Source organism: Streptomyces noursei (assembly GCF_016917755.1).
Lineage (GTDB): Bacteria > Actinomycetota > Actinomycetes > Streptomycetales > Streptomycetaceae > Streptomyces > Streptomyces yunnanensis.
The window spans coordinates 216,505-238,563 of the sequence record NZ_CP070326.1 but is presented as its reverse complement, the minus strand read 5'-3'; the positions used below and the strand labels follow the sequence as shown (position 1 = coordinate 238,563).

14 protein-coding genes and 1 riboswitch are annotated in these 22,059 nt (G+C 69.0%); of the genes, 6 read left to right on the top strand and 8 right to left on the bottom strand.

The window, feature by feature from the left end; all coding sequences use genetic code 11:
• Positions 1-18 precede the first annotated feature (18 nt).
• A complete protein-coding gene (locus JNO44_RS00760) occupies positions 19-1,776 on the bottom strand; it encodes an ABC transporter permease (protein ID WP_205360422.1) in 1,758 nt (585 codons plus the stop codon).
• Between the two features lie 486 nt (positions 1,777-2,262).
• Positions 2,263-2,436, top strand: a riboswitch (M-box (ykoK) riboswitch).
• A 589-nt stretch (positions 2,437-3,025) separates the two neighbouring features.
• On the opposite strand from JNO44_RS00760, the gene JNO44_RS00755 reads away from it, so the two are divergent.
• Entirely contained in the window at positions 3,026-3,292 is a 267-nt protein-coding gene (locus tag JNO44_RS00755) for a hypothetical protein (protein ID WP_205360420.1), read from the top strand.
• A 41-nt stretch (positions 3,293-3,333) separates the two neighbouring features.
• Positions 3,334-4,011: a winged helix-turn-helix domain-containing protein gene (locus JNO44_RS00750; protein WP_205360418.1), complete on the top strand. Its 678-nt coding sequence runs from the start codon at positions 3,334-3,336 to the stop codon at positions 4,009-4,011.
• A 324-nt stretch (positions 4,012-4,335) separates the two neighbouring features.
• On the opposite strand, the gene JNO44_RS00745 is transcribed toward JNO44_RS00750, so the two are convergent.
• Positions 4,336-6,279 (bottom strand): CASTOR/POLLUX-related putative ion channel, encoded by a 1,944-nt coding sequence (locus JNO44_RS00745; protein ID WP_240167350.1) that lies wholly within the window; start codon positions 6,277-6,279, stop codon positions 4,336-4,338.
• 157 nt (positions 6,280-6,436) lie between these two features.
• Entirely contained in the window at positions 6,437-8,002 is a 1,566-nt protein-coding gene (locus JNO44_RS00740) for an LCP family protein (RefSeq protein WP_205360416.1), read from the bottom strand.
• A 141-nt stretch (positions 8,003-8,143) separates the two neighbouring features.
• Between JNO44_RS00740 and tatA the strand changes: the two genes are divergently transcribed.
• A complete protein-coding gene (tatA, locus tag JNO44_RS00735) occupies positions 8,144-8,473 on the top strand; it encodes a Sec-independent protein translocase subunit TatA (RefSeq protein ID WP_205360414.1) in 330 nt (109 codons plus the stop codon).
• Between the two features lie 93 nt (positions 8,474-8,566).
• On the opposite strand, the gene JNO44_RS00730 is transcribed toward tatA, so the two are convergent.
• On the bottom strand, positions 8,567-9,187 hold the full coding sequence (locus JNO44_RS00730; protein WP_240167349.1) for a GrpB family protein: 621 nt from the start codon (positions 9,185-9,187) through the stop codon (positions 8,567-8,569).
• A gap of 433 nt (positions 9,188-9,620) precedes the next feature.
• Here JNO44_RS00730 and JNO44_RS00725 point away from each other — a divergent pair, with 433 nt between their 5' ends.
• Positions 9,621-10,445: a ZIP family metal transporter gene (locus JNO44_RS00725; protein WP_205360410.1), complete on the top strand. Its 825-nt coding sequence runs from the start codon at positions 9,621-9,623 to the stop codon at positions 10,443-10,445.
• A 90-nt stretch (positions 10,446-10,535) separates the two neighbouring features.
• On the opposite strand, the gene JNO44_RS00720 is transcribed toward JNO44_RS00725, so the two are convergent.
• The 3 genes from JNO44_RS00720 to JNO44_RS00710 all read right to left on the bottom strand — a co-directional run bounded on the left by JNO44_RS00720 (position 10,536) and on the right by JNO44_RS00710 (position 14,221).
• Entirely contained in the window at positions 10,536-11,900 is a 1,365-nt protein-coding gene (locus tag JNO44_RS00720; RefSeq protein WP_205360404.1) for an ISNCY family transposase, read from the bottom strand.
• 589 nt (positions 11,901-12,489) lie between these two features.
• Positions 12,490-13,638, bottom strand: coding sequence for a GNAT family N-acetyltransferase (locus JNO44_RS00715; RefSeq protein ID WP_205360403.1), 1,149 nt, complete (start codon positions 13,636-13,638; stop codon positions 12,490-12,492).
• The gene (locus JNO44_RS00710; RefSeq protein WP_240167914.1) at positions 13,625-14,221 is read right to left on the bottom strand and encodes a type II toxin-antitoxin system RatA family toxin; all 597 of its coding nucleotides are present in this window, start codon (positions 14,219-14,221) and stop codon (positions 13,625-13,627) included. The genes JNO44_RS00715 and JNO44_RS00710 overlap by 14 nt, the downstream gene beginning before the upstream one ends.
• 458 nt (positions 14,222-14,679) lie before the next feature.
• Here JNO44_RS00710 and JNO44_RS00705 point away from each other — a divergent pair, with 458 nt between their 5' ends.
• Together JNO44_RS00705 and JNO44_RS00700 are read left to right on the top strand one after the other, a co-directional pair.
• Positions 14,680-15,717, top strand: coding sequence for an SDR family oxidoreductase (locus JNO44_RS00705; RefSeq protein WP_205360401.1), 1,038 nt, complete (start codon positions 14,680-14,682; stop codon positions 15,715-15,717).
• Positions 15,714-16,964 carry an aspartate aminotransferase family protein gene (locus JNO44_RS00700; protein ID WP_205360398.1) on the top strand — a complete coding sequence of 417 codons (1,251 nt, stop codon included), beginning with the start codon at positions 15,714-15,716 and terminating at the stop codon, positions 16,962-16,964. Before JNO44_RS00705 ends, JNO44_RS00700 begins: the two co-directional genes overlap by 4 nt.
• 36 nt (positions 16,965-17,000) lie before the next feature.
• Here JNO44_RS00700 and JNO44_RS00695 read toward each other — a convergent pair whose 3' ends face one another.
• Complete coding sequence (locus JNO44_RS00695; RefSeq protein ID WP_205360396.1) at positions 17,001-20,828, bottom strand: non-ribosomal peptide synthetase family protein; 3,828 nt, start codon at positions 20,826-20,828, stop codon at positions 17,001-17,003.
• Positions 20,829-22,059 lie beyond the last annotated feature (1,231 nt).

The following is a 22,059-nucleotide window of genomic DNA, read 5'->3' as shown; positions in this document are numbered from 1 at the left end:
GTGGCTTCGCCGGGGAGGTCAGGTGGTGTAGCGGGTTTCCGCGAGCCGGTGGAGTCGGCGCCAGAAGAGGCGGTTGAGCCCCACGACGTAGAGGCTCATCACGGCCACGCCCGCGAGCAGGCGCGGATAGTTGCCGTCGGCGGTGGCGTGGGAGATGTAGGCGCCCAGGCCGGTGGCGGTCAGGGTGGTGGTCCCGAAGGGAACGATCTCGGAGACGATCGAGGCGTTCCAGGCACCGCCGGAGGCCGTGATCCCGCCGGTGACGTACGAGGGGAAGATCCCGGGCAGGATCAGCCGTCGCCACCGCTGCCAACCGCGGACGCCCAGGTCGTCCATGGCCTCGCGGAGGTCGGTGGGGATGGACATGGCTCCCGCGATGGTGTTGAAGAGGATGTACCACTGGGCGCCCAGGGCCATCAGCAGCACACCGCCCACATCGAGCGAGAGCCCGGTCCTGAGGAAGAACCACACGGCGAGCGGGAAGAGGAAGTTGGCCGGGAAGCTCGCCAGGACCTGCACCAGGGGCTGGGCGATGCGGGTCAGTCTCGGTGAGAAGCCGATGTGCACCCCGATGGGCACCCAGACGAGGGTGGCCCCCACCACGACCACGATCACCCTGGCCAGGGTCGCCAGGCCCAGCAGCAACGGTTCCCCGAAGACCCCCAGCCCGCTTCGATCGCGGAGATAGCCCAGGAGGTCGGCCAGCCCCCACAGGATCAGGCCGCCCGCGACGACGGCGAATGCGATGTCGCCGGTACGCCGGTGGCGCGGGGAAACGGTCAGGGGCCGGTCGTCGATGCCGAAGATCCGCCCCGCCCGGGCCAGGCCGCGCCCGAGCGGGCGCAGCAGGGGTCCGAGCAGGTGGGGCCAGTGGGAGCGGCGCAGGAAGTCCAGGATGACGCTGCGCTGGATCTCGCTGGCCTCGGACTGCTCGTACTTGAACTTCTCGATCCAGGCGGTCAGCGGTCGCCAGAAGAAGAAGTTGACCCCGACGACCATCACGGTCATGGCCAAGATGGCCCAGCCGACCTTGCCGAGGTCGCCGTCGATGATGGCCGCGCCCGCGTAGGAGCCGATGCCGGGGAGCGCGAAGTTCTTGTTGCCGACGCTGATGGCCTCGGAGGCGACGAGGAAGAACCAGCCGCCGCCGAAGCTCATCATCCCGTTCCACACCAGCCCGATGGCCCCGGCCGGCAGCTCGACCTTCCAGAAGCGCATCCACCGCGTGAAGCGGAACGAGCGGGAAAGCTCGTCCAGTTCGCGGGGGAGCGAGGCCAGCGAGTGGTAGAACCCGAAGGCCATGTTCCATGCCTGCGAGGTGAAGATCGCGAAGACCGACGCACACTCCAGACCCAGCATCGAGCCGGGGAACAGGGCGACGAATCCGGCCACCGCCACGGTGAGGAAGCCGAGCACCGGCACGGACTGGAGGATGTCCAGGGCCGGGATCAGGATTCGTTCCAGGCGCCTGCTGCGGGCGGCTGCCAGGGCGTAGACGAAGGTGAAGACGGTGGAGAGCGCGAGCGCGACGCACATCCGCAGCAGACTGCGCGCGGCGTAGTAGGGCAGTTGCCAGGGGTCGGTGTCGATCTTGGCGGACTGGCTGGTGGAGAAGCGGACGGTGGTGCCCTGGCCCACCCGTACGGTCATGTACAGCAGGACCAGCACCGCGGCCGCCACCGCGATGTCGACCCAGGTCATACGGGACATCCGGCCTGCCAGCCGCGACGGCAGCGACTTCCGCGAGACGGCGGGACTGGTCCGGAACGACGACATGACAGCAACCTCCGACCGCACGGTGGACATCGATGCTCTCGCACGGCGCCCCGGGCGGGCACGCCGGCGGCGCGAGTGAGGGAAATGCGCCCCGGTAGTGGGGACGGGCCAGGCGGGCGCGCAACGCCCGCGCCACGTCGCGCGAGGCCGGCGCGGCGCTGCCGCCGGGCGGCACCGGGCGAGGGTCGGAAGGCGGGGCGGTCCTGGGCGTGATGGGGTGTCAGCGGTTGCCGGCGAGGCAGCGCGGACTGGGTGGGTCGTCGCCCATGGCTGCCTCCCTTCGGCGCCGGTTGCTCGGGCCCTGGGGCCCTGGGGCCCGTCCGTGGGGGAGGAGCCTGGACGCGAGAAGTGTGCCCGTTATTGCATCAATGTGCAAATATGGAAGGGGTGGTTGCGTGGTTTCCGTTGCCTCCGGGGGCCAGTCAAGGTTGCGCCAAGTAGTTGCGTCGATATGCAAGTAGAGTGCACACTCGTAGAGGTTTACGAAGGGCACCTCGTTCGGTGAGGCGTCTTCACGGACACAGGCCACTGACCCCACGACGTCGAGAGACGCCCAGGGTCAGGACAGGTCTCCCCGGCCTAAGGGGTGACCCCAAGTGGCTACCCCGCCAAGGGGGTTACGCCGTGGAGTGCCAAAGCTCTGACGAGTTGGGGTGAGCCGGCCGCGTGCGGCCCGGTCCGCTCCTTGCCGGTCCGTCACGGCGCTCGGGCGCCCCAGCCGGGAGGAGGCGAGAGACATGGATGATCATTGCAGTAGTCCGGGCCGCAGTCGGCCCCGTACCCACCTGTCCTCGTTGACCTCCGGTACGCGGTAACCACCTCCCCTGCGCGTCCGCGCATCACAGACCTCGTACGTCACCCGTGCGGCACCACGCCGCCTCGGGTTCTCGTGCTGCCCGCTCGCAGGGGGATCGCTGCTGCGTGCCCCAATCCTCCCCCGGACGGGGGACCGGGAGGCTGCCATGACCGACCTGACCATCACCAGCACCACCACCCCACCCGTTCAAGATCGGCCTGGCCGCCCTGCGCACCTACCTGCTGGCCGCGATGGTCCTCGTGATCGTCCGCATCGTGCAGCTCGCCGTCCCCCACTGACGTCCCCGGGCGACGGTCACCTCACCGCCGCCGCCCGGGGCACCCTGCGGGCTCGCCGCCGCAACGGCCCGCGGCATTCCCGAAACCACACCCCTTCACCGCTGCCCGGCCGTGCCCACGGCTTCGGCACGCGTGGCCTCACGGAGGTGTCCCCATGTCCGTCCTCACCACCCTCGCCATCCGCCGCCCCGAGCGCCGCGCGGCCCTCGCAGCCGCGTTCGCCGTGCTGGCCCGAGCCTCCCGGCGGATCGCCGACGGCGCCCTCGACAACACCGTCCTGCAGGCCCTCTCCGCTGAAGGGACGGCCCCCTCGACGGGGACCGGCGCCCGGCGCGGACACCATCTGCGCGCCCACTGGCACACGGTGACCGGCCCCGACGGCCGGCGCCACATCGAAGCAGTCTGGCGCCGGACGTCCTGACCCCGTCGACCCAGCGCCCTTGGCGCAAAGGAGAAGCCACGATGTCTTTCCCCACCAACCTGCTGCTCAACTCCGTCGAGAGGCTTGCCGCAGTCTCTCCGAACACCACCGGAGACGGCACGCGGCGCGGTGTCGCGCACGTGCAGTGCGACACCCCGGCCGCGCCACGCGTTCGGGCCCGGCTCGCCCAGGCGTTCACCGGTCCGGACATCCAGCTGACCGACCTGGCCGGCCGGAGCGGCACGGCCGACACGACTCATCTGGAGGCCGCCTTCGCCACCCATGGGCCGGTCACCGCCGCCCTGACCCAGCTCCTCTCGCTGGTGTGGCTGGAGCCCGCCGTCAGCAGCCTGCACTGGCACCTGGACCAACACGAGGCAGCCCACTGCGACCGCACCGACACGCCCCAGGCACCCGTCCACACCGTGCACGACCTCGTGGTCGACCTGGGCTGCCGCTGTGTCTCCGTCGACGGACGGCGGGTCCGGCTGACCGGTATGGAGTTCGAACTCCTCGCTCACCTCATCGCCCACCCGCAGCAGTTCTTCAGCCACGACCGGCTGATGGAACTCGTCTGGCAACAGTCCGCCCCCTATGCCCGGCAGACCCTCGCCAGGCACGTCACCGCCCTGCGGCAGAAGCTCGGAACCCGCTACGGAGCCATCATCACCACGACGCCGGACGGCTACCTGTGCGACCCCACCGCAACGGCGCTCTGAACCCGGTGGGCGGCGCAGCGGGAGGCTACGTCGCGTCGATGTCCACGGGCGGGTGCCTGGGCGGTGTGCCTTGTGCGTCCTTCGTCAAGTTCACTCGGGGCGCCGCTGCTTCAGGCGCCGCGGTGGCATCCGCCGGGCGGCGGACCGCTTCCATGACCGCGGCCAACTCGGCCCTCGGGTCCAGGGCGTTGCGGATCTCCTCCAGGGGCAGGGCGTCGCCGTCCGGGCGCCCGACCGCCGTCGAACGTCCGCCCGCGCCAATATGTCGTCAGTTGCGCAACCAAAGAAATCATGGCGCGGGCCTCGAAGGCTTCCAGGCCCGGTCTACGGCCGTGGTCGCCTCGGTGTCGACTTGCTGCACGCGCCCCTCGGGCCGGGGATGTTCGCCGTCACCCGGCCGTCCTCGGCGAGCACCACGATGGTGTCGCCCTCGCCCAGCGACAGCGGCGCGGTCTTGGAGGGGTTGAGGACGACCCCGTAGGCCGGTGGTTCGTCGCTGCGCCGGGCGAGCCGGTAGCCGATGGCGGTCTCTCCGCGCTGCCGGGCGGCCTCGATGACGGTCGCGAAGTTCGCCGTGGTGCCCGGGGTGAGATAGCTGGTGGCCGGCTTGAGGTAGATCTCCGAACCTTCCGGGTCGAAGAGGTCGGTGAACACGGCGTGCAGGTCGCGGTCCTCGGTCAGCTGGGTCAGCAGAAGGCTGATGATCTTGGTGCTGACGATGAAGTCGTCCGCCTTGGTGACCTGGGCGATCTCGCGGTTGGCGTCGCTGTTCATCTCGGTGACGATCGAGTACGGATGGGTGGACCGGAGGGCGATGTCGCGCAGGTGGAGCAGGGTCACCAGGGTGCGGTCGTCGGAGCGTTCGGGGGCGATGTCGTCGTCGGTGAGGACGATGATGTGGCGGTAGCGGTCCAGGCCCAGGGACTCCAGGGACGGCCGGAGGGTCGGCTCGCAGGGCTTGTATCCCACCGTGAGGTTCTCCAGCTGGTCCCGGAAGTCGTCGGCGGGGCGCCGCGAGGCCGCGATGTCGATCAGTGAACCGGGCTCGACCAGGCGGTCCAGCAACCTGATGATTTTGGCGCCCCGGGAGTTCCAACCGATGACGAGGGTGCGGTCGGAGACCGGCGGCCGGTCGGCGGGCGGGGCGATCGCCGGCTCGACGATGTCCGGGCGGGTGTCTGCCAGCCGGATGAGGATGTCGTCCTCGGCGACCACGAGCACCTGGTCGTCGCGGCCGATGACGGTGCCCATCGGGGGGTTGATGAGGGTCTCGCCGTCGGCCCTGCGCAGGCCGACCGGAATGCCGAGGTCGAAGCGGTTGAGGGCTTGCCCGTAGGTGGCGCCGGCCAGCGCGGTCGCGGCGTACGGATAGAACTCGTTGCCGACGAAGCTGAGCAGTTCGTCGAAGACGGTGGACAGGCCGGACTGCCGGTGCGACTGCACGATGAGGCGGACGGCGATGTCGTCGGCGTCGATCACCAGCGCGTCGTCGCCCGCGGCCAGTCGGGCCGCCGCCAGGTTCGGGGAGTTCTGCACGGCCGCCACGATGTTCGGGCGGGCCCCCTTCCAGCGGCGGCTGTTGAGGAGCAGCAGCACCTTGATGACGTCGGTGTCGCTGTCGTCCCCGACCGGAGGCAGCACCATGATGGACTTGGCCGCGTCCAGGCTCACCAGTTCCAGGTCGGCACGCTGGAGCGGACTTCCGGAGCGGCAGATCACCCGCGTGCGGCCGGTCTCCGGGATCCGTCGGCGGATCTCGTCCTCCATCGCGAACTTGTCGCGGTCGGCGAGGATCACCACACAGGAGCGCCGTTGGCTCTGGTTGGCCTCCACCAGCTCCGCGATGACCGTGAAGACCTGTTCCGACCAGCCGAGCACGATGGTGTGCCCGTGCTCGATCAGCCGTGACTTGCCTTTGCGTAACTCCTGGATCCTGGTTTCGAGGCCGGTGGTCAGCACACCGATGAGGGCGCTGACGATGAAGATCCCGCCGATCGTCACCGTCAGCATCAGGCCCAGGAACACCGGCCCACCGGTGTCGCCGCCCATCGTGCCGGGATCGAGGGTACGCAGCAGGCTCATCCAGGCCACGCCCGGCCAACCGCCGTTCTTCTCGGTGTCCGAGTCGGTGAAGACCACCACCAACACGGTCACCACGGCGATCAGCGCGACCGAGGCCAGGCCCAGCCAGCCGATCAGGGCCGGCGTCCCCCGGTCCATCGTGCCGTCGAACCAGTATCGCAACCGGTCCCGTAGTCTCGCACGCACTACAGAAGACCTCCCCCTCCGTCGATGTGGCCGCCGTACTCCTGCGACCTCGCCAAATCTACTGATACAAAGTCGAGTTGACTCAGTGTCATGTCTCACCCTCGTCGTTCGGATCGCGTTCCTCGCTGTGACACCTCTGCACGGCGGTGCTCGAAGCTCATCCGTACGAGAGGTTGGAACAGGGGTTGTCGTCGGCGGAGCGGACCTTGTCCGACACCGCCGAGGGCACGTGGCCGGAGGCGTCGGACGCGCCGGCGTGCGGGTCGTTCGCGTATGACTGGCCGAGGGTGACGCTGATGCCGGGGGCGCCGGAGCTGGTGGCCTGCTGGACGTCGGCGCCCGCGAAGAGACGCGCGAGCGTGCGTGCCTGGCTGTACCGCCCCGGTCCGTAGGCGATCACCGTGGTGGCGTGGTCCTGGGACGGGGCGGTGGCGGTGCCGGTGACGGTGAAGCCCACGGTCTTCAGCTCGTCCGCGGCGCTCGCGGCCAGCCCCGCGACCCGGGTGCCGTTGTAGACCACGACGCTGATGCCCGCTCCGGACACCGGGGCACCGGTGCTCGCGGACCGGGCCGAGCTCTTCCCGTGCGCACCGTGCTTCCCGTGGCGGGACCTGCCGCTGGCGTCCTCGCCGTCGATGGTGCGGTCCGCCCTGAGCGCCGCCCACAGGGCGTCCGCGTCCGGGTGCACGATGGCGACCCGTGCGCCCTGGTAGCGCCAGGGCATGGTGACGAACTTGGTGTTGTGCAGGTCGATGTCCTTCAGCGACATCGCAAACGAGATCAGTTTGTTCGCGGTGCCCAGTCCCGGGTCGACGGTCATCGACTCGGCGGCGGCGTTCGCCAGCGGCAGCAGCGTCGAGGGGTTCACCCCCTGCGACTTGATCTTCTTGATGAGGCTGGAGACGAACGCCTGCTGACGCTTGATCCGCCCCATGTCCGAGCCGTCGCCGATGCCGTGTCGGATGCGCACGTAGTCCAGGGCCCGCTGCCCCGAGACCGTCTGCGGTCCCTTGGGGAAGATGACCTTCCCCGGCGCGGCGCGGTTGGGGTTGAGATCGCCCTGACGGATGTCCTTGGGCAGGCACACGGGCACACCGCCGACGGCGGAGGTCATCCTTGAAAAACCCTCGAAGTCGACGACCACGGTGTGGTCCACGCGCAGACCGGTCAGCCTCTCGACCGTGTTCTGCGTACAGGCGGGATTGCCCTTCGCCGTCTGCCCGACGGTGAACGCGGCATTGAACATGACGTTGTGCTGCGACTGGGTCCACGTCCCGCCCGGCAGCTTGCAGGGCGGGATGTCGACCAGGGTGTCGCGGGGGAGGGACACGGCGACCGCGTGCTGGCTGTCGCCGTAGACATGCAGCAGGAACGCGGTGTCGGAGCGCCCCACGTCGCCTTCCCCGCCACCGAACCTGCTGTTGCCGCCCGCCCGCGAGTCGGAGCCGATGACCAGCACGTTGCTGCCGCCGGCGCCCGCGGCGGGCCGGTTGTCGCTCACCCCGTCCGCGCCGAAGGTGGTGATGTTCCCGTTCAGCTGGAGGTAGACGCACCCGGCCCCGACGGCGAGCAGGGCGAGGACGGAGAGCGTGAACGCGGCGGCTAACCGCAGTTTGCTGCGCTTGCGGCGGCGCCGCCCCCGCCCGGGCTCGTCGCTGCGCCGCCGCCTCCGGCCGGGCCCGTCAGCGCGGGTCCTGGTTCGCTCTTCGAGGCTGCGTGTCACGTGTGCGCCCTTGTCCGTGCGGTTCTTGCAGGGAAGAGGGCTCACCCTCGACCAGGGTTGTACAGTTGCGCAATATAGCAAGTGAAATGCGGAGTCCGGCCCGCCGGCCGATGACTCCGACGAGCGAGAGAGGCGGCGGCGATGCTGCGCAACGGACTGGAGCCATGGCACCTGCTGATCGTGGCAATCGTGGTGATCGTCCTCTTCGGCTCCAAGAAACTGCCGGACAGCGCCCGCGCACTGGGCAAATCACTGCGGATCCTCAAGAGCGAGGCCAAGGCCATGAAGGAGGACGGCGCCCCGACCGCCCCCCAGCAGCCCGGCCCCCCGACCCCGCCGGAACCGGAGCCGCGCACCATCCACGCCGCGCCCGGCAGCCCGGCCACCGGGCGCGCCGAGCCCGTCCACCCGGCCGGCGAGCCCGCGCCGGCGGCTTCCCCCACGCAGGCCGGCCCCGGACCCTCCGCCTGAAATCCACCCGGACGAGCAGGTCAACCCGAACGAGTACGTCAGGAGGCGGCACCGCCGGCGCGTCGGCGCGCAGGGCCGCACGGTGCCACGCGGTCAGGAGCGGCGTGCGGCGGGCCGGACCGTCATGGTGGTCGACGCCTGCCACCCCGTCGCCCGGGCCCAGGGCTCGGCGACGGTGGCCACGAGGTCGACCACCGGGTCCTTGACGTCGGCGTAGGTCGCGAGGTCCGCAACGGCCTCGGCCAGCAGCTGCTTGAAACGGGCGTAGGCCGGCACCGCCTCGGGATGGGCACGCAACCAGTCACGGAAGAGGAGCGCCAGTCGCTCGTTGGGGGAACCGACCACACGGACATGGAGGTTGACGTCCGGATCCGGGGAACCGCGCCGGGTCCACAGCCGCTTCGCCCACCGCGCCGGATCGTCGTCACTGCCCGCGGGAACGTGGTCCTGCCGGTAGGGAGCGCGCACGAAGCCGTGGCCGGCAAGCGCTTCGTCGAACGCGCCCACCACCTCCTTCAGGTCGCGGACACTGACCTGGAGATCGAGGACGGGTTTGGCCGCCATGCCGGGCACCGCCGTGCTGCCGATGTGTTCGACGTGGACCGCGAGCGGCTGAAGCGACACATAGAGCGCGTCCGCGAGGTCCTCGGCCCGGCGCGCCCAGGCGGGATCGGGTGCAACCACGATGAGGTCGAGTGGGATGTCCTTACGCACGCGGTGATCGTATCGACCCGATGCCCACTGCTGGCCGGCCCCCATCTCCCAACTCCTATCTCCTCTACGCGATGGGGGTCTTGCGCCCGCTGAAACGTCCGCCGGCGTGACCTGGACGCAGCGGTGCGCGTCGGTCACGATCTGCTCGGCACGAGCCCCACTCCGGACTCCGCCCGAAATGCGACGAGCCTGGTTTCGCCTCGCCTGGGACCGTTGCCTGGAGTGCTCGCCCGCACCTGCTGGGCCGTGTCGCACGCTCGCCGTGCCCGGCCACCGGAGTCAAGGCGCGGCCCACCAGGTTCAAACAGACACGCGATACCTCCGTAATGGGTTTCCCAAGCTTTCTTGAAGTCCGGCCCCCTGGGTTGTTAGGCAAGGCTTGCCTGCCTTACGTTCTGTGCGCTTCCCCCGTGCACGTCAGAGCGGAGACCCCATGTCCAGCGCGCATATCGCCCTTCTGGGAGCTATCGCAGGTTTCACCATCTATCTCGGACTTCCCCTCGGCCGCCTGCGCACTCCCACACCCCGCCTCAAGGCAGGGCTGAACGCGGTGGCCATCGGCATCCTGACCTTCCTTGTCTGGGACGTTCTGACCCATGCCTGGGACCCCATCGACACCGCGCTGGGCAAACACGACTGGGAGACGGTCGCGACCGGAGGCGGCACGCTGGCCGTGGGCCTGACGATCGGACTGGCCGGCCTCGTGCACTACGACAGCTGGCTCGGCCGCCGCCGGGCCGCCACCGCACAGTCGGCGGACCCGGGCGCGGTGACCACCGAGCTGCCCCGGAAGAACCGCAGCCAGGCGGGCTCGCTCGCGCTGATGATCGCCACCGGTATCGGCCTGCACAACTTCGCCGAGGGGCTGGCCATCGGGAACTCCGCCGCCCAGGGCGAACTCTCCCTCGCCGTCCTGCTGATCGTCGGGTTCGGACTGCACAACGCCACCGAGGGCTTCGGCATCGTCGCGCCGCTGGCCGCCGAAGGCGAACGGCCTTCCTGGCTCACGCTGCTCGGGCTCGGTCTGATCGGCGGCGGTCCCACCTTCCTGGGGACCATCGTCGGCCAGCACCTGGTCAACGACACCCTCTCGATCGCCTTCCTCGGCCTGGCCGCGGGTTCGATCCTCTACGTCGTCATCGAACTGCTGGCGGTGGCTCGCAGGAGCGGACAGAAGATCCTCACGACCTGGTGCATCCTTGTCGGCCTGCTGCTCGGCTTCGCCACGGACGCCGTCGTCACGGCAGCGGGTGCCTAGCTACTTGCTCCTGAAAAAGGGTTTGGGCTGGTGGCGGGGGCGGTGCGGTTGGATGGCGCCCTGGCCGCCGGTCTGCCGTTGGTCCCTGCCTCACCGGCTGTGGGTGGTCATCCGGTGGAGGTTGTAGGCGAAGATCCCGAGTCCGGCCCAGGTCTGGGCGCCGGTCAGGCGGCGGAGGCGGGTGCGGCGGAAGCCGAAGCTGCGCTTGAGATGGCTGATGCGGGCCTCGATCCCGACTCTCCAGTTGCGCATGCGCCGGAACGGGCGACTTCGTTCGTGTTCACGTCGTGCCTTGCCGGGTCTTCCAGCGCGTTGGAGACCGATCCGCTGGACGCCGAGTTCGGTCAGGGACTGGTCGTTGGCCGCGGTACCGAAGCCCCGGTCGGCGACGATCGTGCCCGGTGGGCGGCCGGTCAGCATGGTGACACGCTCCACGGAGGGAACCAGTTGCGGCGCGTCGGGTGGGTTCCCACGTTGGACTTGGTGGTCGACGACGAAGCCGCGTTCGTCCTCGGCCACCAGTGCCGTGTAGCCGAACTGGGTGGGGTGCTGGGGTTTGCCCTTGCGGATCGGCCGGGCATCGGGGTCGGCCAACGAAACCAGCCGGTCAGGGATTGTGCGGATGCCCGCCAGCCGCAAAGCGGTCTGCTCCAGCAGCCGGCGGGTGCCTGCCGCAGTCTCGGCCAGCGCACCCACCAGATGCGCGAGCCGTCCCGAAGGCCGTTTGCCCAGCGCACGCAGAGCATTGCGCTCCACCGCAGCCACGTCCCGCAGGGTCGCACGAGCCACAGTCGCGATCTCACCGGTGAGCCGGTCGATCTCACCCAGCGCCTGCCCGGTGCGCCGCCGCAGCGTACGCGAGATCTCCTTCAGCCGGCGCCCCGCAGATCGACTGCGATCCCGGAAGGACGTGCGCCTTGCCGCGCCCGCAGCCTTGATCCGCCGCACCAGCCGGCCCGGCTCGCGCACCCCGTGCTCCAGCAGATCAGCGTCTGTGGGGTGGTCGATATCGGCTTCGACTACCGTGGTGTCGATGCGCAGTTTGCGGCATCGCAGCAGCTTGTCTTCGACCAGCTTGCCCAGCAGCGCGGCATTGAGCTGCTCGACGGTCTGCGTTCCGCTGCGGCGCATCAGCTTGATCAAGGTGGTCGGGTGCGGGACCGGGGACGTCAGTGGGATCCGGCAGAACCGCCTCCAGCTCAACGAGTCGGCGACCTCCCGGCACAGCGTCTCGTAGCCGAGCTGGTAGCGGTGCTTGAGATACAGCAGCCGAAGTAGCGTCTCGACCGGGATCGACGGCCGCCCCAGACGCTCGGCGAATACCCCGCGCCAGGGGGCGATGAACCGCTCGTCGTCCAGATACGCATCGATCCTGGCCAACTCGGAGGGCATCTGTCGAGCTTGCTCCGGCAGCACCTCCCACCAGGGATCCTGCACTCCCGCGACACGCAACACCGCCCCACCCCCGGCCACAACGACCCGCCTCCACTATCGCGGCCAAGAGACAGCCCCCACCAGCTCTCCCCAAAGGACAACCCAGCGACGTCCCATACTTCTTCAGGAGCAAGTAGCTAGGTTCCCAGGCGTGCCACCTGGCTCCTGTCGTCCGCACTCCAGGCACGCGGGCGACAGGAGCCAGGGCGTCCGAGGGCCGTTGTGTCTGTGCAGGTCACCGTGGGCTGAAGCGCGCGGTTGCCAGATCGTGACCGTCGGCCGAGGTCAGGCGGACGTGGGACAGCGTGGCGGCGTTCAAGGAGGCCGGACCGCCCCAGTAGCCGTCCCCCCCGTGCAGACGGAAGCTGCCGAGCCGGACGGTCGAGCCATCGGTACGCTCCAGCAGGCACGTGACCGTCCCGCTGTACGGGATTCCGGCGTCGGCGGAAAGGGATTGACCTCCAGCCGTCCCGTCCCAGGCACGGGTACCCGCGGCGGGCCTGCTCCCGGCCGCATGAACGGGCGTCGGCCGCACGGGCACTGGCCGGTCGCACTCCGCGGCCTTCACAGTCAGCCGGTGGGGCGGGCCCGTCGGTTCAGGCCCGCCGGCTCATGGCTGCTCTCCGGACCGGTTGAGCGCCATCGGGAACACCCGCTTGAGAATCGCTCTGCAGACCCGGTTGCTGTGCGTCACGGCATGTTCGAGGGGGACGAGGTGGCACCCCATCCTGCGTTTTGACTCGTAGGCGGTCTGCGTCAGGTTGATCTCGGTCATCCCCGAGCGAATGGCTTCCTCGATGCCGCGGTAGTAGGTGACCTGGTAGAGCCGCAGTTCACGCGAGCAGGCGTAATCGATGCCGATACGGAACGCGACCGAGTTCTTCTCACCGAAGAGGCAGATGAGGAACCCCACCAGGCGCTCTCCTTGCCAGCAGGTGATCGCCTTGGCCGAGATCCTCGGGTCGGTGGAGAGCAGGGTCATGAATTCCGGTGTCCAGACGTCCAGCCGGCTCTCCGCACGGTCGAGTACCGCTTCGTAGAGCGGCATCATGGCCGGTACGAGATCATCGAAGCGCTCACGCACCTCGAAGGTCGCGTCGTCGTGCTCGGAAAACCTCGCCAGATTGCGCCGGGCGGTGCTCCGCCCGTTCCTCGACAGGGACGAGATGAATTCTTCGAAGGTCTTGGCGTGCAGAGCGATCCGAGCGTCGGGCATTCCCGGCGCGCGAAAGAAGCCTGCGCTTTCCAGGGCCGGTCCCAGCCACTCCATGTCCGTCTGCGGGAAGTCCTTGACCACGGTCCACCGGGTGCCTGCCGCCGCAGCCAGTTGTCGCACCGCCTTCACCAGCAGATGCGGGGCCGCCGCATGGAGTCCGGGCTCACGCAGGACCCTCCCTTCTCCCAGGAGGTTTCCACACACCAACATCCCGACGCGCAGCGGTCTTCCCATGATGCGGTGCAGCGGCCGCAGCGCCTTTCGCCCCTGTTTCCCCAATGCGTCTTCGAGGGCCAGTGCGCGGAAGACGCAGGTGGGCAACACGGCCCCTACGTGCTGTCCTTGTCGGAGTACGAGGTATCGATAGGCATCCGGGCCGATCCCGGTCCGTTCCATGGCCTGGAACAACGCGTATTCGTAGAGCGGGTCGTCGGGAGGCGCGAGATTCCGCCAGACATCCTCAGGGATCTCGGAGACACTGTCGGCCACCTCGACCTGCCATTGGGTGTCCGAGCCCACGGCCGTGCGTTCAGGGCTGGTCACCGCAGCCCTCCAAAGGCGCCACGGACCGGTCCTGGCACTCGGTGACCTCGGCGTCCGGGCCGAAGACCCCGTGCAGCATCTTGGTCACGGTGTCCGTCATGGCCCGGCCGGCGACGGGTTCCAGGAGATCCGCCATACCGGGTACCCCGAGATCGAAGCGGGCGCCGAACCGGACCGTGCTCCCCTCCGGGAGCTGCGCGATCGACCAGCCACCGGAAAGGGCGTGCAGGTCACCGTCGACGAGTTCGAAGTCGATCCGCAGACGCGGTTTGTCCAGACGGTCCCGTTCCCGCCACTTGAGAATCCCGCCGGCGAAGTCGACTTCCCATGTGGAGATCCGGTCGTGGTCGGGGCCGTCCGTAAGGGAGACGGAGTGCACGACGTCGGAATACAGGGGGAAGCTGGCGAAATCCGAGAGTGAGTCGAATACCTTCCTCGGCTGTCCACCGGGAATGTGAAGAGCAACGCGGACCTCGCGCACTGCACCCCCAAACTTTCCGAGCCACGGATAAGAGAAGGCATGATCTTCGGCGGCCTGGCGCGAGTCGGGGAGATCAACGCAAACCGGGCGCGACGTTCCCATGGGAATTGCGGTCGATGGGACGGTTTCTTTCCTGTCGGATGCGGCGGCACTCCTCATTGTCGCGGGGAACAGCGCCACACGTTGCCATGCCGTCATGCTAGGACCCGAAGAGGAGCGTGCGCCTGCCGGGAGCTGCGGTCTTGCGCCATCCGGCGGACGACTGGCGACAGGCGGGACGAAGGGAAAGCACTGCTCCGGGATATGGGTGTGCGAGGTGCGCACATTCCGTGTGGCGGTCGCGTCGGGTGGCGTCTCCGGTGGTGGCCTGTCCGACACCTCCATAGCATGTTCCTCGGTTCCTGAAGTAACGGTGCGCTACGTCCGATAGTGTTCCGGCCGCCTCTGCGGCTGGAGGTGAACCGTGGGTATCCCTCTCTTCTCAGTGCCTCGGGCCCGCGCCGCACGCCCGTTCTCGCGTGGAGAATTCCCGATGGAAGGACACAACACCCATGTGGCAGATGGAGGAGGGGCACCGACATCCGTACCCGCGGCCGGAAAAGCCTTCGCTGAACGTTCTCTTCACCGGCGCGACCGGAGTGGTGGGAAGTGCGCTGTTGCCGTATCTCGGTACGCACAATGTCACATGTCTCATCCACGCGACCGCGTTGAACGCGCCGAGAGTGAAGACGGTGTGCGGAGACATCAGACGGCCCTGCCTGGGGCTGTCCCGTACAGAATTCAAGGAACTCTCCGCGGTGATCGATGTGGTGGTGCATGCCGCGGCCGACACCAGCTTCGACGGCAAGTCCGATCTGGTCGAAACCAATGTCGCGGGCACCGAGCGGATCGTCGAACTTGCCCGGCAGGCCGAGGCGCGACTGGTGTACATCAGCAGTGCGTTCTCCGCCCTGGGCGCGGGCGGTCAATCGGCTGCACCGGCGTACGCCAGGAGCAAAGCGCAGGCCGAGGAGGTCGTGCGGGCCAGTGGCCTGTCGGCGGTCGTCGTCCGGCCCTCGGTCATCGTCGGCGACTCCCGAACCGGTCACATCGCCAAACACCAGGGGTTTCACAACCTGTTGGGAGCGATGATGCGCGGCCAGCTTCCCCTCGTCCCGCTGGACCCCACCCGGCTGCTCGACTTCGTTCCCCAGGACGTCGTGGCGAAGTGCATCGCCGAACTCCTGGAGAACGAGTTCGAGCGGACGGAAGTGTGGTTGACGGCCGGATCGCGCGCCCTGCAAGTGGGCCACATCGCCGACGAGGTCCAGGCCGCCGCGGCGGCACTGGGTCGCCCCGTCCCCGCCACCCGCTTCGTCGACGAGGACCTGTACGAGCGGCTCATCGTGCCGGTGTTCCTCGAGGCCGTGCCGGCGTCGACCCGGAGGATGATCAAAACCTTCGCCGAGCAGCTGACCCCGTACGTCGCCGACCGCGGTCCGTTCCCCAGCGATGTGGAGGAACTGCCCGACCAGGTAAAGACGTTGCGTGCCTCCATGTACAGATGGGCGAACGTCAGCGGATTTCACCCTCGCAACGCGGCAGGAGCGGCACGGTGAGCCCGGCGGAGAAGGGGCGAGCGCGGGCGGTCGCGCTCGACCACCTCCGTGATCACGTCAATCGCGGCCACTCCCGCATCGCCTCCCTGCTCGGTCTGCCGTTGGAGGTGCGTTCGTCCGGTGCCCTGGTGTACGACGAGGAGGACACCGCCTACCTCGACTGCGGCGGGTACGGGGTGTTCCTCCTGGGACACCGACACCCCGACGTCGTCGACGCCGTCGCGGCACAGTTGGGCAGGCACCCGCTGCCGACGCGTGCACTGATCGAACCGAACGTGGCCTCCGCGGCACAGGCACTGACCTCGGTGGCACCCGCCGGCCTGCAGTACGCCTTCTTCGTCAACTCGGGAACCGAGTCAGTCGAGTTGGCCATCAAACTCGCCCGCGCCAACGGCTGCCGCCGAGTGATCGCCGCCGAGGGCGGCTTCCACGGAAAGACGTTGGGGGCGCTCAGCGCCACGGGCAACAACCGATACCGCGCCGGTCTCGAACCCCTGCTGCCGGGCGTGGAGTTCGTCCCGTTCGGCGACGCGGAGGCCCTGAAGGCCGCACTGGCGAGCGACGCGACGCGGGCGTGCGTGCTGCTGGAACCGGTACAGGCCGAGGGCGGGGTGCGCCTTCCTCCCACGGGTTACCTCAGGCAGGTGCGGGAGCTGTGCGACGAGTTCCACGCCCTGCTCGCCATGGACGAGATCCAGTCCGGACTCGGCCGCCTCGGATCCTGGTGGGGGTGCGACGAGGAAGAGGTGCGCCCGGACGTGCTGACGACGGGGAAGGTGCTCAGCGGCGGGGTCGTGCCGGTTGCCGCGACCTTGGCCACACCCGAGGTCTACGAAGTGCTCAACCAGGACCCGTTGCTCCACTCCTCGACCTACGGCGGCAACCCCCTCGCGGCCGTGGCCGCGGCCACGACGATCGACGTGCTGCGGCGGGACCGTCTGGTGGAACAGGCAAGGACACTCGGGGGCCGGCTCCTGCCGCAGATCACCGACGCGCTCGCCGCCGCCGGCCCGACCCTCATCCGGGAGGTCCGCGGGCGCGGACTGCTCATCGGAATCGAGTTCACCTCCGAAGCGCCGGCCGGACTGTTCCTGACCCATATGCTCCGGGAGCGCGTACTGACCTCGTACACGCTCAACGCCAGCAGGGTGATCCGCCTGACCCCGCCGGCGATCCTGGAACCCGACCACGTCTGCTGGCTGTTGCGGTCCCTGGAGCGATCCGCCGTGGCGCTGGCCGGCGGGTGAACCGCGCCGGGGCGCACCTCCCCGGCGCCGGGCGGTTCACGCGCCCAGGCGTACGTGGATGGCGGCGGCGAGTTCGGTGACGCCGGCGTCTCTCAGCACGCTGTAGTGATCCGCGTCGAGGTTGACCACCGTCGGAGGTGCGGCGCGATAGCCGGACCAGAATTCGATGAACGAGCCTTCGTCACCGGTGGCGTTGAAGACGGTGACCGGTACGTGGAGCTGTCGTTCGGCCAGTTCGTGGCCGTCGTACTGGAACTCGTACGTGCGCGCGACGATGCGGGTGATCCGGCGGATCAACTGCTCGTCCAGGGCGGGGAGCAGCCGGTGGATGAAGGCGACGAAGCTGTCCTCGTCGGAGGCCGCCGCCAGACACCGGTCGAGCTGGGGCCCGGCGACGCACCCGGCGAAGACGGAGAACAGGATCGTCAGGTACGCCGGGTTGGCGTACGACGCCTGACGCCCGTAGCGGTGGGTGTTGGCGTAGTGCACCTTCGGGTTTCCGGGGCAGAGCAGCAGCAGGTTGTCCACCAGTTGGCCGGACTGCTCCAGCTGCCATGCGGCCTCGAAGGCGACCCGGGCGCCGAACGAGTAGCCCCACAGGGTGTACGGGCCGACGTCCTGCACGCGCCGGATCTCGGCGAGGTCGGCAGCGGCCATCTCCCGGATGGTCGGGTAGGGCTCCTCACCGGCGTTGACGCCGTGTGCCTGGATTCCGTGAACGGCGCGGTCCGTGCCCACCTGCCGTGCGAGCAGGCGTAGGTTCATCGGGTAGCCGCCCAGTCCGGGCCAGCAGAAGACGGGCCGGCCGACGCCCTCGCCGTGCAGTGACACCAGCCGGGAGGACGGGCGGGCGGTGCAGTCGGCGATGCGGGCGGCGAGGTCGGCCAGCCTCGGGTGCTCGAAGACGACCTGCAGCGGGAGTCGGGCGCCGAACCGACGGTTGATCGTCAGGACCAGCTCGACGGCGGTGAGCGAGTCGCCACCGCAGGCGAAGAAGTCGTCCTCGATCGAGACGTTGTCGTACTTCAGGGCTCTGCCCCACGCCTCGGCGAGCCACTTCTCATGCCGGGTGACGGGGGCGACGTAGGGGGTGGTGCGGTCCGCCGACCGCACCTGACCGGAGACGGTGAGCGCCTTGACGTCGACCTTGCCGTTGGCCGTCAGCGGCAACCTGTCGAGCACCAGGACCCGGTCGGGGACCATGTAGTCGGGCAGGATGCGGATCAGATCGTCCTTGACGATCTCGGCCGGTCCCTTCATGTGGACGGTGTCCTCGCGCATGTCCTCGCTGCGGAGCTGCTCGTCGCTGACTGCACCGCCGAGGATGAAGTACGAGGCGCCGACAGGTATGCCGCAGGAGGACAGGATGTCGTCGATGCGCTGGGCGGCGGGCAGCGGATGGCCCGTCTTCGAGCTGTACCCCGAGGACATCAGGCCCAGATGCAGACCGTTGCGTTGCAGGTGGTGGAGTTTCCTGCCCAGCACCACGTACTCCAGCCACGGCTGGTCGGCGCGGCTGACGGCCGTGATGCCGAAGCTTGCTCGCCGATAGACCTGCTGGTTGATCGCGATGACATGCTTCGGCAGCACCAGTTCATCCGATATGCGCGCCAATTCACCGTCGACGTAGTGGTATTGGCCCGCAGGCAGGTCCTCGACGCGTCCTGGATGGGGTTGGACATAGAGGTCGGTGGAGTCGGGCCACGGTTCCCCACCGGCGGGGCGGATGGCGAACGTGCCCAGGTAGTGGTCCTCGTCGGACACGTCCAGGAGGGCCTTGACGGACCCGTCGAGGGCCAGCGGCTCGATGGCCAGGCCGTACTCCGGCAGCACCTGCTCGAAGAGCCCGACCATGTGTCCGGCCTCTACCTCCAGCACTTCCTGGATGTTGTTCCTGTACACCGGTTCAATGGCTCGCCTGCAGCCGAGGAAGTGGACCAGCAGAAGGCCCTTTGACCCATGGGAAGGGGGACCGATCCGCACCAGGGCGTGCTCGACGGGGTGGTAGTAGTACGTGCCTGCCTCAAGTCCCGCTGCTCCGCCGCCGGTTTCCAGGTACAGCTGCGTGGCGTACAAGGCTCCCGGCGAGGCGTAGGCGTACTTCGGCAGCAGCCGCTGGTCGCTGTGGAAGGCACCGAACCAGCGCAGCAACGCGCCCAGTTCCGCGAAGGTCAGCTCGTCCAGTCCTCGGGACCGGCCGCAGACCACGCGCTCGGCGAGCAGGGCCAGCAGCGCGGACCGGGTGACCGGGGCGCCGTCGTAGAAGCGGTAGGTCTTGCGGGCGAAGACCTCTCTGCGCTGCCGGGACGTCTCCTGTCCGCCCGGCAACTCCAGCACGGTCCTGCCGGCGAGCTGCTCACGGCGGCGCAGACCCGGGTTGGACAACTGCGCCCTGACCTGGAGCCGACTGGCCTTGGACTGGTGGTGAGCACCGTGGTTCCCCTGGTCCATCAGCGCCGCTTCCTTGGGATTCAGCTCCACACAGGCAACCAGGCTCGCCGAGCCGGTGCGGCGGTTGTCGGTGACGACCACCGCCGCGCGCCGGACCCAGATGTGTTCCTCGATGGCGAGGGCGACCTCATCGAGCTCGACGCGACAGCCACGCACTTTGACCTGGTTGTCGACCCGGCCGGCGAACTGGATGGTGCCGTCCGGGCACCAGTACGCGAGATCGCCCGTGCGGTACAGACGTTCGGTGGAGGCGAACGGCGAGATGATGAAGCGCTCTTGAGTCTGTTGGGGTTGGTTCAGGTATCCGCGCGCCAGTTGGGTGCCGCCGATGTACAGCTCGCCGGTCTCCTCGATGCCCACCGGAGCCAGGTTGGCGTCGAGGATGAAGCACTGGGTGTCGCCGACCGGCGCCCCGATCGGCACGCTGCCCGTGCCGTCACCGTCCGCGTCCCGGTCTATCGGATAGGCGGTGGCGTTGATGGTGGCCTCCGTCGGTCCGTACAGATTGACCAGCGAAACCCACGGAAGCTCGTCGGCCAGAGCATGGGCGAGCCGCCACGACAGTGCCTCGCCCCCGGAGAACACCCGCCGCAGCGAGGTGCAGCGGCCGAACTCCTCGGTGTCCAACAGCGCTTGCAGCAGTGTGGGCACGCACTGCAAGGTGGTCACCTGGTGCCTGACGACCGCGGCGACCAGCGCCCGCGGGTCCCGGTAGATGCCTTGTGCGCCCATCACCACCCGGCCGCCGACGGCCGGGGCGAGGATCTCCCACTGGGCCGCGTCGAAACTCATCGGCGTCTTCTGCAACACGGTGTTGTCCTGGCCCAGATACCCGTAGACGTGCATCGACCGCATCTGGGAAGCGATGCTGCGGTGCTCGATCATCACGCCCTTCGGCCTGCCGGTGCTGCCCGAGGTGTAGATGACGTACGCCAGCGCGTCCGACCGCACCGGCACCGGGGCGAGCGTGGTACAGCAGCTCCGAACGTCGGCCGGGGTGACGATCCGGGTGCCTGCCGGGGCCAGTTCGGCTAGCTGGGCCGCCAGGTGACGCTGCGTTACGATGATGCGCGTCTGACTGTCGTCGATCATGTAGCGCAGCCGCTCCTCCGGGTACTCCGGCGACAGCGGCAGATATGCGGCGCCGGCGAACAGAATGCCCCACACGCCGACCATCAGCTCCAGGGACGGCTCGACGAACACCCCGACGCTCGCCTCCAGGCCCGCACCGAGTTGACCGAGAAACACCGCCAACCGACGGGCCGAATCCGCCAGCTCGCGGTACGTCAGGCACCGATCGCCGCAGACCACCGCGATGGCATCGGGCTGCGCCTCGACCTGCTGCTTCAACAGACCGGGCAGGCAACCCGTGGCGCTGTGGTCGATCGGTGCGCGATGCGGTGCGGTCTTCACGGTTTTCCTCTGCCGGCCGAGAACTGTGGGGACGGGGCCGATGCCGGCTCTCCGGCCACCGCCCGGGGCGATTCCTGCTTGGGCCCGGCGAACATGAGGGCCACGACGACAGGCACGTCGACAGGCACAGCGTCAATCGGGCGCCAGGGCTCCACCCCGCGGAGGACGGTCGCGGCGCGTGGCCTGGTGAACCCCAGGACAGACACCGGTAACGAAGGGACTCGGCCGGTGCCCTGGAAGCAGAGCGCGAAGGCGAACAGCGTCCCCGTGACCGCGGTGTGCGCGAGCCCGGCCACCCTGCCGCGCGGCGCCACCGCCTGGTGGGCACGGTGCCGGGCGTCGTTGACGCCGCTTCGCGGCCCATCGCCGGCTGTCCCCTGCGCACCAGGGCTGTCACGCCCGACGTACGGGTGGTGGGCGGCCCCGGACAGCAGGCAGTGGACGGCGCCGATGTTCAACGCCGCCGACACCCAGGCATGCCGCCATCACGCCCCGCGCCAGGGAACCCTCGCCGTCGAGAGCAGCGCGGAGCTGACGGGAAGCGCCGGCACCGTGGGGATCCGAAGCGGTCGACCGGACGCCGGCGGCTCCGTCGTGACAGGGAAGGCGCTGACCCGCATCCGGGACACCAGCGCCGTCGGCCCGCAGGCGAGCCCGCCATCGACCATCTGCCAAGGGTCCTGTGCCCGGACCGGGCAGGCCGCACAGGGACGTGACCGACAGTGCACATCTACGCACGACACCATCTCCGATGAGCCGGGAGTGCGCCGGAACGCCGAAAAGCCCTGGTTGCCAGTCGTCCCACGTGGTGGGAACCCACGGGGACGACGAGTCGGACAGGCATTGGCACGCGACCTTGCCTCGGTATGAGGTCGCACCTCTGCCCCCGGCGTCGACGTGGCGATCCCGCCCGGACGCCGCTCTCGGGGACCCTCGAGCCGCATGTGCGGCTGAGGCGCGATGAGCCTTCACCAGATATCCAGGCACTCAGCCGGGTGTCCGTTCCCTCAGGGGAACTTCACTTATGTCAACCATACGCTCGACGGGCCCAAGCCTCATGCTGTGGGCTTCTCCCGAATCGGCGGCGGGGCGGTCGTTGCTCAGGGCGACTGGGGCGTCGCGCGAGTCGAGGGCGGGCAACTTTCGGGACACGGAGTCCAGTTGGATGGATCGCCGCTCGCGGAACGTCGATATGCGGCAGATTGCGGCGGGCCTCGAACGCCCATCAAGA

Bases quoted from the DNA above. Each gene is read 5' to 3' on its own strand.
- JNO44_RS00755 (WP_205360420.1), top strand. From the start codon at position 3,026: ATGTCCGTCCTCACCACCCTCGCCATCCGCCGCCCCGAGCGCCGCGCG.
- JNO44_RS00750 (WP_205360418.1), top strand. From the start codon at position 3,334: ATGTCTTTCCCCACCAACCTGCTGCTCAACTCCGTCGAGAGGCTTGCC.
- JNO44_RS00710 (WP_240167914.1), bottom strand. From the start codon at position 14,221: ATGGGAACGTCGCGCCCGGTTTGCGTTGATCTCCCCGACTCGCGCCAG.
- JNO44_RS00705 (WP_205360401.1), top strand. From the start codon at position 14,680: ATGGAGGAGGGGCACCGACATCCGTACCCGCGGCCGGAAAAGCCTTCG.
- JNO44_RS00760 (WP_205360422.1), bottom strand. From the start codon at position 1,776: ATGTCGTCGTTCCGGACCAGTCCCGCCGTCTCGCGGAAGTCGCTGCCG.
- JNO44_RS00725 (WP_205360410.1), top strand. From the start codon at position 9,621: ATGTCCAGCGCGCATATCGCCCTTCTGGGAGCTATCGCAGGTTTCACC.
- tatA (WP_205360414.1), top strand. From the start codon at position 8,144: ATGCTGCGCAACGGACTGGAGCCATGGCACCTGCTGATCGTGGCAATC.